Origin of the sequence: Pseudomonas sp. zbq_18, assembly GCF_043102245.1 — a bacterium.
Classification (GTDB): domain Bacteria; phylum Pseudomonadota; class Gammaproteobacteria; order Pseudomonadales; family Pseudomonadaceae; genus Aquipseudomonas.
In genome coordinates, this window is record NZ_JBICIT010000004.1 from 73,008 (window position 1) to 84,637 (window position 11,630).

Here is an 11,630-nt window from a genome sequence, read left to right on the forward strand (position 1 = left end):
CCGGATCACTGGGCGTGCACCTTAGTCGTTAGCATCACGGCTGCCCACCCCGAAGAGATGATCGATAGGTCAGCTTTACTGGCCAAAAGCCACGCCACCATTTGTCCGAAACCCCGTAGATAGAAGCATCGAGCGATTACAACGTTTTCCTATATAGTAACTATATTTAGTCGCGGGCTGTTCGCGCCAAAGGAGATTGGCCATGTCTGATTTTTCGCCACGCTCGATGTTTCGGCCGCAGAGCCATACGCTCGCACTCGAACCCCGGATCCTGTTCGACGGCGCCGCCGCCGTTGCTGCCGACCAGCAACAAGATGCCGACCACGGCACCGATTCGGAACACACCCCCGCCACCCAGGTCGAGTCTGCGGCAAGCGTGCCGACCCAGGCCGGCGCCAAGCACCTGCTGGTGATAGACAGCCGGGTGGAGAGCCGCGAGAAGCTGATCAGCCAGCTACCTGAAGGCGTACAGGCGCTGGTCGTCAACCTGAATCAGGACGGCATCGCCGCCATCGAGCAAGCGCTGGAGGCGCTCGGGCAAGTCGACTCGATCCAGATTCTCTCCCATGGCGCGGCCGGCCAGTTCACCCTGGGCAATACCACCATTTCTGCCGACAACGTCGACCAACTCGGCGAACGCCTGCAGCAGTGGAGCAACAACCTCAATGCCGGCGCCGATATCCAGTTGTATGGCTGCCGCGTGGGGGCCGGTAATGCCGGACAAACCCTGGTGGCGCAACTTGCCTACTGGACCGGAGCGGATGTGGCCGCCTCCGACGACAACACCGGCAGCCTCTCTGCCGGAGGCGACTGGGAACTGGAGGTGCGCAGCGGCGATATCGACAAGGGCATCGCCCTGAGCCAGGCGGCCCTGAGCGACTACGACGCCCTGCTCGCTACGCCCAACACCAGTCTGCCTGCATCGACGGCAAACGTGCTGCTAGGCGACGCCTTCACTTTTACCGTGAACTTCAAGAATCAGGATATTGGGCAACCCGGCTATGCGCCGTTCATGGACCTGTTCTTCCCAGCCACCGGGCGAGATGGCGAAGGTGCGGAAACCGACGACGGCATCACCTTCGTTTCTGCCAGCTACCTGGGCCAGGCGCTGACAACCCATGTGCTCACCTTCGACGCCAACGGTCAGGCCAGTCACCCACTGGCGGTAGGTAGCGACGGCCAGCCGTTGATCATCAATGCCGCCGACTTCGGCATGCGCGCCGGCGATCAGCTGGTGGTAGTGGAACTGCCCTTTGCCAGTGTCAGTGCCGGCCAGCCCACCATCGGCATCCAAGTCACCGCCACCCTGAGCAGTCTGGCCGATACCAACTTCGACCCCGCGGGCGGCAGTCCAGATCTGACAATTCGCGCTCGCAGCGGCTTTCAATATGGCAACGACTCGCTGAACAACCCCGCAACCGACCCAAGCATTCTGGAAGCAGGCTCCGTCGCCTATGTCGTGCACCCAACGATTATCAGCTTCGATCAAGTGATCTACGCGCCCGAAGGAGAAACCGCCACCGGCCCCAACTATGGCCGCACCATGGACCTGACGGTCACCCCGGCCACATCCCAGCCGGTGGGCGATATCGTGATCACCCAGCCCGTGCCAGACAACGTAATCATCCGTTCAATTACCCCGGCAGCCGGCGGCACGATCACTTCCATCACCCTGTACGACGGCAGGTCTACCACCGATCCGACCCTGATCCAGTCTGCCCTGGCCCTGAACAACGATGCCGACCTGACCAACGACCTGTACATCCAGTCCTTCACCATCAGCTATGCCGCACTGACCGGGCCGACGACCACCCAGGTCGAATTCTTTATTCCTGATAACGACGCTGATGGTCTCCCGGTAATCGACCCGGTTTCAGGTGACCCGGTGACCATCACCTTCGGCCAGCCAACGGCCTCAGGCCAATGGCAACCGCTGGACTCCCGCGACGTGGATAACCCCGGCGACACCATCACCTTCTCCGGCACCGGCAACACCGTTAGCGTCACCGCCAAATCCATCACCTTGCTCAAGGAAGTGTCGATCCAGACCGACATCGGTGCCGCCGGGCTGACACCGGGTGACACCCTGAACTACACGCTGAGCCTGAATATCTCCGACTACTTCGCCTTCGGAGAAAACTTCTTTGAGCAGGGCAGCTTCGTCATAGTGGATGTGCTGGGTGATGCCCAGACACTCGTGCCAGGTAGCGGCACCGTTGCCATCACGGTCGATGGCACAACCATCAACGTGGCCTTAGTCACTACCAGCGTAATCGACCCCGTAACCGGCATCAGCACCCTGACCCTCGATCTGGCCCAGTCGCTGCGTAACGCCACGGGAGATCGTGGCTGGGTCAATGGCGACCTGGCCTTTGACGCCATCCTGCAGGGTGCCACCCAGGTAGTGGTCAGTTACCAGGTCACCCTCGGACAAAGCTACACCCCGCCCAGCGGTGCACCCCATAGTGAAATCAACGAAGGGGATACCGTCGGCAACAACGCCACCCTGACCGCAACCATCCTCGAAGACCGCCTCAACCTCACCGGTGATGAGCAGAGTGACGGCTCGCAGGCAAGCATTACCGTTCCCAGCAGCCAGGTAGAAATTACCATCGCCGACCTAAACGGTAATGGCGCGCCGGCACCAGGCGTCGAGTTGCGCCCGGGCGATGAAGTGACCTTCCAGCTGAGCTATGACCTGGTTACCGGCGACTACGAAAACTTCACCCTGACCGCTTACCTGCCCCTGCCCCTGTTCGATCTCAGCAGCATTGCCGACATCAGTACCATCTGGAGCCTGGGCAGCGGCAACACCAACCCCGAAGCGCCGACGTCCGTGACCCGAGGTCTTGGCAACTCGCTGGTATTCACCTTTGCCGACTACGTCAATTCCGGTACCGACGGTAGCCGTATCGAGATCGACTTCACTCTGACCGTCAGTGACCAGCCCTTCGCTGACCAACGCTCGTTCAACGTCACCGCCGAATCAAACCAGACCACCACCCTCAACAAGAGCACGCAAGTCACGACCGACGATGTGGCCCTGATCGCCTCCGTGGCAGAGCCCGTGCTCAGCATCACCCATGGTGTAGTGTCCTCCAGCAACGGCAGCGTGACCGGCACCACTGGTGGCTGGAACCCACCCGGCACCAGCGGTAAACCCTTTACCGACGCCAACCTGACCGAAACCAGTGCGGTCGATGGCAGCGTCAGCGCCATCGACGGCGGCGACACCCTGCGCCTGGCGACCGCCATCGAGAACAGCGGTGGTGGTCAGGCCTACGACGTCAGCACCCGCATCACGCTTCCCACCGGCCTTTCATTTGTCGGCGGCAACCTCGCCAGCGCCAACCTGCTGGTGTATCGCGGTGACGGCACCCTGTTGCAGTCCGGCGTCGATTACACGGTCGATAACGCCACCAACACCATCACCTTCATCGACGGTGCCGGCAGCGGAGCACTGCTGGCTGGTCGAGCCGGTACGGCCAACGACCTCTCCGGCGCCAACCTGGTGGTGATCACCTACGACGTGGTGGTCGCGGCCAATATCGACGCCAGCGCCACCCTGCAAACCGAGGCCGAACTGGTCAACTACGCCAGCGTCGAAGGTGGTCAGAACTTCCTCGCCAGCGGCACCCTGGAAGACCTTGCCGATCAGCAGATCGCCGCCCCGGAAATCCGCAAGAACTTCGCCGGCAACAGCCTGGACAACAGCGACTCCAGTGCCAGCCACACCACGGGTGCCAACCTGGTGGTGGGTGAGAGCATGCTCTACGACATCATCGTCACGCTGCCCGAGGGCACGACCCAGAGCCTGCGCATCGACGATCTGATTCCGCCCGGCCTGCGCCTGGACATGAGCTATCAGGGCCAGGGATACCAACTCATTACCAACGCCGGCGGCGCCCTGACCGCCGATTTCGCTGGCACCATCACGGTCAACAGCCTTAGCGGTGTATCAGGCACGCTGGGCGACGACGGCGTCGATGCCCGCTTCGTGTTCGATGTCGCCAGCGCCAGCGCTGACAACAACACCGGCAACAATACCTTTGTCATTCGTGTACGGCTGGTGGCCAGCAACGTGACTGGCAACCAGGCCGGTAGCGTGCTGCAGAACGATGCCCGCCTGACCTACAGCGACAGCGATGGCGACACCCCCAACGGCAGTACGCCGGTTGATCGCGACGTCGCCGTCATTGGCAGCAAGCCATCGGTGACCGTACGCGAGCCCACGCTGAATCTGGCACAGCAACTCACCACCGATCCCGGTTTCGGTTTCGACGAAGGCGATACGGTCAACTTCACCATCACCGTCAGCAACGGCAACGCCGGTAGCGACTACGACGCCTTCGATATCGACTTCAGCAGCGCACTGCCCGCCGAGTTGGACGGCCTGACACTGGTCAGTGCGATCTACACCGTCAACGGCGTCACCACCGACATTACCAGCAGCTTCACCCTGGACCCGACCGGCCGCACCCTGGTCAACAACAGCAACCTCGACATCCTCAAAGGCGGCACCCTGGTACTCACGGTGACCGGCACGGTCAACGCCACTGGCGCCTCAGGCGCCGAGTTCGACAACCTGGCCGAAGTGCGCTGGACCAGCCTCGATGGCAGCAACAGCGACGAGCGCAACGGCAGCGACGGAGTCCTCAACAGCAATGTGCTGAACGACTACCGCCGCGAAAATACCCTGGTCATCCCGGTGGCACAGGGCATTCGCATCTCCCGCGTTGGCGGCCTGGAAGACACCGCCGCACCGAACCCGACCAACGCCAGCACAGAAACCGTGGCGATTGGAGAGATCATCCGTTACCGCGCTACGGCGCTGATCCCGGAAGGGGTCAATACCGGTTACCAGCTCCAGATCGTCCTTGCCGAGGGCTTGACCTACGACGACCTCGCCGGCATCCGCATCGGCTTCATTTCCCAGGGAGATCTGACCAGTTCCCTCTCACTCGGCGATCTGATTACCGGCGGTACGCTGCAAATTATCGGCAACGAGGACAGTGCCGAGGCCCAGTTCATTTCCTCGGATCTGTCGGGTGCAGCACCGACAGGCGTCCTCAATACCGCGCGAATCGTACCCAGCAATGGCGGGCAGGTGCTGACGCTGAACCTCGGTGACATCACCAATAACGAACTCGATGGCGACCTGGAGGGCATTACCATCGAGTTCAACGTGCGGGTCGACAACAGTCTGGCCAACCAGAACAGTACCGCCCCACTTGCCGTTCAGGTTAAAGAGTTCACAAGCGAAGGTCCGCGCTCGAGCAGCAACATTTTGTACGAGCAGATCGTCGAGCCCGGCTTTGATGGCCTCAACAAGCAGGTTATCGACTTCGACCCGAATATCGGTGGCAGCACCGGCACGGCCACGGTTCAGGCCAGCTTCACCTCTAATGGCGGCACCCCGGCCTATAACGTCGAGTTCACCTCCAACTTCCCCAACGGCAGCAACTACGCCCTGGCCTCTGTCGAAATCAATGGTGTTGTGTACAACGACATTGCCGCTATACCACCGGCCTTTGGCGCTGCCGAGACGGTGCTGCCCGACGGCCGCCTCGTAATCTCGTTCGATCAGCTGGATCCTGACACCAGCGTCAAAGTCGTCTACACAGTCGATGTACCAAACAATGCAGCCCAAGCCAGCAGCAATGACAGCCTAAGCTGGAGCAGCCTGCCAGATGACTTCACCACCTGGGGTGGCAGCGTTGTCGGTAGCGCCGGCGGTGCCACCGGGGAGCGTACGGGCAGCGACGGCCCGGGCGCGGACAACAGCACCCTGAACAACTATCAGCTGGTCGAAGGCGCAGGGCTGGGTGTGATCAGCGGCACGCTGTGGGACGACACCCTCTCAGCCGACAACTCGACCACTCCCGATGGTGCGCCGCTCGCAGGACAGACCGTCACCCTCAACTGGGCTGGCGCGGATGGCATCTTCGGCAATGCCGATGATCGCAGCTACAGCAGCGAAACCGACAGCAACGGCCAGTTCCTGTTCGGCGTTCTGCCCGCCGGGCTTTATCGCATCGATGCACCGGCCACCATCACCAACCTCTCCAGCTTTGGTCAGCTGAACATCCGCATCGACAGCGATGGCGGCACGCTCGGGCAAATCAGCGTAACCCTCGGCGAAGGCAGCACCGCACAAGCCGACAGCGGCTACGTGCAACTCAACGATGCACCAGTCAACAGCCTGCCCGGCGGGCCGCTGACGGGCGATGAGGACACGCCCTTGGCCATTGGAGGCATCAGCGTCAGTGACGTCGACGCCGAACTAGACCCCGTCGTAGCTGACCGTGCCATCCAGGTCACGTTGAGCGTGCAGCAAGGTACGCTCTCATTCACCGGCGCCACCACTGGCGTGACCGTCACCGGCGAGGGAACCGCCTCCCTGGTACTGGTTGGCCGGATTGCCGATATCAACGCAGCTCTGACTTGGCTCTCCTACCAGGGCAATCCCGATTTCAACGGTAACGATACCCTGCAGGTGCTGACCAGCGACCTGGGTAACTATGGCGACTTCGACGGCAACGGTATCCCAGGCGAAGCGAGCGACGCACTTACTGACCTGGACACCGTGACGATCACCCTCAGCCCAGTCAATGACGCACCGGCGGCCAACGACGACAACGCCACTGCCATCGAGGCCGGCGGCACCTTCAACAGCCTGCCCGGCATCGACCCACGCGGCAACCTGCTGGACAACGACACTGACGTGGATATCGCCACCAATGGCGACCAGCTCAGTGTCACCCAAGTTACGTCCTCCACCGGCAGCGTCTCGATTCCCGCCAGTGGCACGGTCGATGTCATCGGCACCTACGGCACCCTGCGCATCGCCGCCGATGGCAGCTACCAATATCTGCTCAACAACGACGACCCGCGAGTACAGGCCCTGCGCCAGAACGGCGACACCCTGAATGAGAGCTTTTCCTACACCATCCGTGACTCAGGTATCGGCGGCACAGCCCTGACCAGTTCCGCCACCCTGGCTATCGTGATCCGAGGCGCCAACGATACCCCGGTCGGCGTCAACGACACGGGAACCGCCTACGAACAAGGCGGCATCAATAACAGCGGTACCATCAACCCTGGCGACATGCCACTGCCCTATGCAGGCAGCGACGCAATCGGCAATGTGCTGAGCAACGATACCGATGTCGATGGCGGAGCTGGCGACGCCATCAACTACGGCGAGACCAGTCGAGTATCCGGCGTTCGTCCTTTGCGCGAAAACATTCCAGGCGCGCTAACCACCATCAGCAACGGAGGCAGTGCCACCGTTGCCGGCCTCTATGGCAGCCTGACCTTGCACTCCGATGGCAGCTACACCTACACCATCAACAACGACGCCACCGCCGTGCAACGACTCGGCCCGAGCGACACGCTGATCGAATACTTCAGCTATCAGGTCACCGATGCGCTGGGACTCAACGACCTGGCCGAGCTGCGTATCACCATCGTCGGCAACAATGACAACCCGGTGGCCAGCGATGACCAGGCCACCGCCCAGGCCAGCGAAGTCGATGACGACGGCAATGAAGGCAATCCCAGCGGCAATGTGATCACCTTCCCCAGCCGCCCTGGCGCCACCACACAACCGGGAGGTAACGGCGTTGACAGCGACGTGGATCGTGCCGACCGGCCCAACACCAACCTGGTCGTTAGCGGCATTCGCAACGGCACCGAAGCGGCCGGTGGAGCACTCAGCCTGGTATCGGGCGCCACGACCATTTCCACGTTGTATGCCCAAGACAGCAGCAACAACCCGCTACCCAATGCAGGTGGTCAGTCCTATGGCGAGCTGACCATCAATCCCGATGGCAGCTTCACCTTCGACGTCAACAGCGACCACCCCGAGATCGTCGCGTTACCCAGCGGCGGGGAGTTGAAGGTCATCGTCACCTACCAGATCACCGACACCACAGGCCTGACCGACACCGCGCAGTTGGTCATCACCGTGCGCGGCGCCATCAACACACCGCTGGCGCAGAACGAAGTCGCCTTGGCCACCGAAGCCGGCGGAATTGCCAATGGCACAGCCGGTGTGAATCCAAGCGGCGTGGTCGATGTCGTCGACCCGGACGGTGATGACCTGACCATCACCGCCATTCGCACGGGCGCAGAGGGCGACACCGGCACCAGTGGTACGGTTGGCACCGAACTGCGCGGCCTCTATGGCTGGCTCACCATCAACGCTGACGGCACCTATAGCTACCGCATCGACAATGACATGGCAGAGGTACAGGCCCTGCGCGAGGTCTCGGATCTGCTGACCGAACGCTTTACCTACACGGTGACCGACAACGACACGACGCCCCTCAGCGATAGCGCCGAAATCATCGTGGTGATCCGTGGTGCCAACGACAATCCGGTCGCGGCCAATGATAGCGCCACAGCCGTGGAGGCCGGCGGCGTAAACAATGCCTCTGGCGGCGTGAATCCAACCGGCAATGTGCTGACCAACGATATCGATGTCGACGGTGGAGAGATAGCACAGGACATCACCGACGGCTTCGATTACGGGGAAACCCAGGTCGTCGACTCCGTACGTACCGGTGCTACCGAGGGTGCAGGCACAGCTGGCAGCCTGGGAAGCGAGCTGCGTGGTGCCTATGGCTGGCTGACCCTTAACGCCGATGGCAGCTACAGCTACCGGCTGGACAACTCCATGGCGGCCGTCCAGGCCTTGCGCAGCAGCGGCAATACCCTTACCGACAGCTTCAACTACAGCGTCATGGATGCTGCAGGCGCGCAGGACATTGCCGTCCTCAACATCACCATCCAGGGCAACAACGACAACCCAGTGGCGGTCAACGACACAGCCATAGCGGTGGAAGCAGGTGGTATCAACAACGGCACTCCCGGTACCAATCCAACCGGTAACGTGCTGAGCAATGACAGCGACATCGACCAGTACGGTGAAACGCTCAGCGTCACCGGCATAAGTCAAGGTGCCAGCACCGGCGCTATCGGCAGTGGCTTTGCAGGCACATACGGAACCCTGACACTGAATGCCGACGGCAGCTTCAGTTACGCGCTGGACAACAACAATCCGCAGGTACAAGCGCTGCGCACAGCGCTGAATACCCTGAGCGAGACCTTTACCTACACCATCCGCGACCTGGCGGGCGCTACCGCTACAGCCACGCTCACCATCACCATCCGCGGCGCCAATGACAATCCAGTCGCCGCCAATGACAACACCATAGCTGTTGAAGCCGGTGGGCTGAACAACGGCACGCCAGGCACCAACCCTAGCGGCAATTTGCTCACCAACGACACCGATGTCGACGCGGGTGACAGCAAAGTGGTTAACGGCATACGCACCGGCACTGAGGCAGCAGGAGGCACATTCACCAACGTGGCTGGCAGCCAATCCATCGTCGGCAGCTACGGCACCCTGACGGTGGCAGCTGACGGCACCTATACCTATGTAGTCAACAACGACCTGCCTGCTGTTCAGGCGCTAAAACCCAGCGACACGCTGATTGAAACCTTCAGCTATCGCATGCGCGACACGGCCGGGGCAATCGACATTGCTCAGCTCAACATCGTCATCCAGGGCGCTTGGGATACCCCCCTGGCGCAGAATGACTCCGATATCGCCGTCGCCGACAATGGCGACGGCCAGGTCATCAACCCCACCGGGAATGTGCTGAGCAATGACACCGATGTCGATGCCGGCGACTCACTGACCGTCACGGCTGTACGCACGGGAGCCGAAACCGACAGCGGAACCGCTGGGACTGTCGGCAGCGTGCTGATTGGCCAGTACGGCAGTCTGGTACTCAATGCCGACGGCACTTACCAGTACTTTGTCGACAGCAGCAATCCTGCTGTTCAGGCCCTGAACCTGCTGGAAACCCTGACCGAGCGCTTCACCTACCAGGCTACCGATCTTGGCGGACTAAGCGACCTGGCCCAACTGACCATCCTCATTGTCGGCCGTAACGATCCGCCGACAGGCGTCAACGACAGCGCCACGGCCATCGAAGCCGGCGGGCTGAACAACGCTACCGCCGGCGTTAATCCCAGCGGCAACGTGTTGGATAACGACATCGACCTGGAGAGCGGCGCACTGACCGTCACCGCTATACGTACCGGCAGTGAGTCGGGCAGCGGCACCGCCGGCGTTGTAGGGACCACCCTGCGCGGCCTGTATGGTGACCTGACCATGAATGCCGACGGCAGCTGGAGCTATGTGCTGGACAACAGCCTGGCCGTCGTCCAGGCCCTGCGGGTCAGCGGGCAAACCCTGGAGGAGGTTTTCACCTACACGCTGGCCGACCCCTACGAAGCGGACGATACCGCCGAACTACGGATCACCATCGACGGCCGCAATGACACACCGATCGCCAACGACGATGACGCCATCGCCGTCGAAGCCGGCGGCATCGCCAACGGCATTCCCGGCGTCAACCCAAGCGGCAACGTGCTGGACAACGACACCGATGTCGACAGCGTGGCCAATGGCGAAACCAAGCAGGTGCTGAGCTTTACCAGCCAATTGGGCGCAACGGGCACAGCAGGCCAGACCCTGCAGGGCCGCTACGGCACCCTGACCCTCAATGCCGATGGCAGTTACCAATATGTGCTGAACAACGACGACCCGGTGGTTCAGGCCCTGCGTACCGCCGGTCAAACCCTGCGGGAAATTTTCACCTACCGGATGCGCGATGCAGCCGGTGCGGAGTCGACCGCACGCCTCAACCTGCTGATTCAGGGTGCGAATGACACACCCGTGGCGCAGAACGACAGCAATGTCGCCAGCGACCAGACCCCTGCCCCACAAGCCAGCGGCAATGTGCTGCCCAACGATGGCGACGTGGATCAGGGCGAAAGCTTCCAGGTGGTGGAAATTCGTACCGGGGCAGAAAACGCCAGCGGCACCAGCGGCACGGTTGGCCAACCCCTGACCGGCCGCTACGGCACACTGACGCTCAACGCCGATGGCAGCTACACCTACACCATCGACCTGAACAACCCCGAAGTACTGGCTGCAGCTGGCCTGGGCCAGGTGCTGCAAGATGTATTCACCTACACCATGCAAGACATTGCCGGCGCCAGCGATCAGGCCGAGCTGGTGATCACCCTGGACATCGCTGCTCCTTATGTCCCTCCACCCGAGGTAGAGGGCAATGGCTGGCAGCCCTACGATGCCTTTACCCCGTCGCAGCAATCCGTCGACCTCGACTTCGAACCGGCGATATTCGTCACGCCCGTCGTGCGCACCAATAGCTTGCTCAACGAAGTCAACAGCTGGCGTTCGGACGGCAGCAACCTGCGCCTAGCCCTGCCTGCGATGATTGAGAGCCCCTCATTGCAAGTACCCCAAGTACCTGGCCAGTTCGTTGCCCAGAGTGTGTTCAACAGCAACCTGGGCAGCGATCTTGACCTGGCCTGGATTCTCGGCCGCCAGGGCCGTATCGACCTGACCGCAGATGGCTTGCTCAGCGATCCCTCGCTGTTTACCAGCGATCCCGCAGATATGATCCATAATCATCAGCATCCGGAAGCACAACCGACGCAGGCGCAGACCGCGCGCAGCTTCCAGCACCAATTGCAGACCGCCGCCAAACGGCTGAGCCCCTTCAGCCAGAGCACTCCGCGTAGCTAGT

At 61.7% G+C, this 11,630-nt stretch carries 1 protein-coding gene; it reads left to right on the forward strand.

The genetic code is table 11. The features are described 5' to 3' along the window. The first annotated feature begins 202 nt into the window (after nt 1-202). Nucleotides 203-11,629, forward strand: coding sequence for a VCBS domain-containing protein (locus tag ACF8C6_RS03005; protein WP_392497943.1), 11,427 nt, complete (start codon nt 203-205; stop codon nt 11,627-11,629). Nucleotide 11,630: the final 1 nt, after the last annotated feature.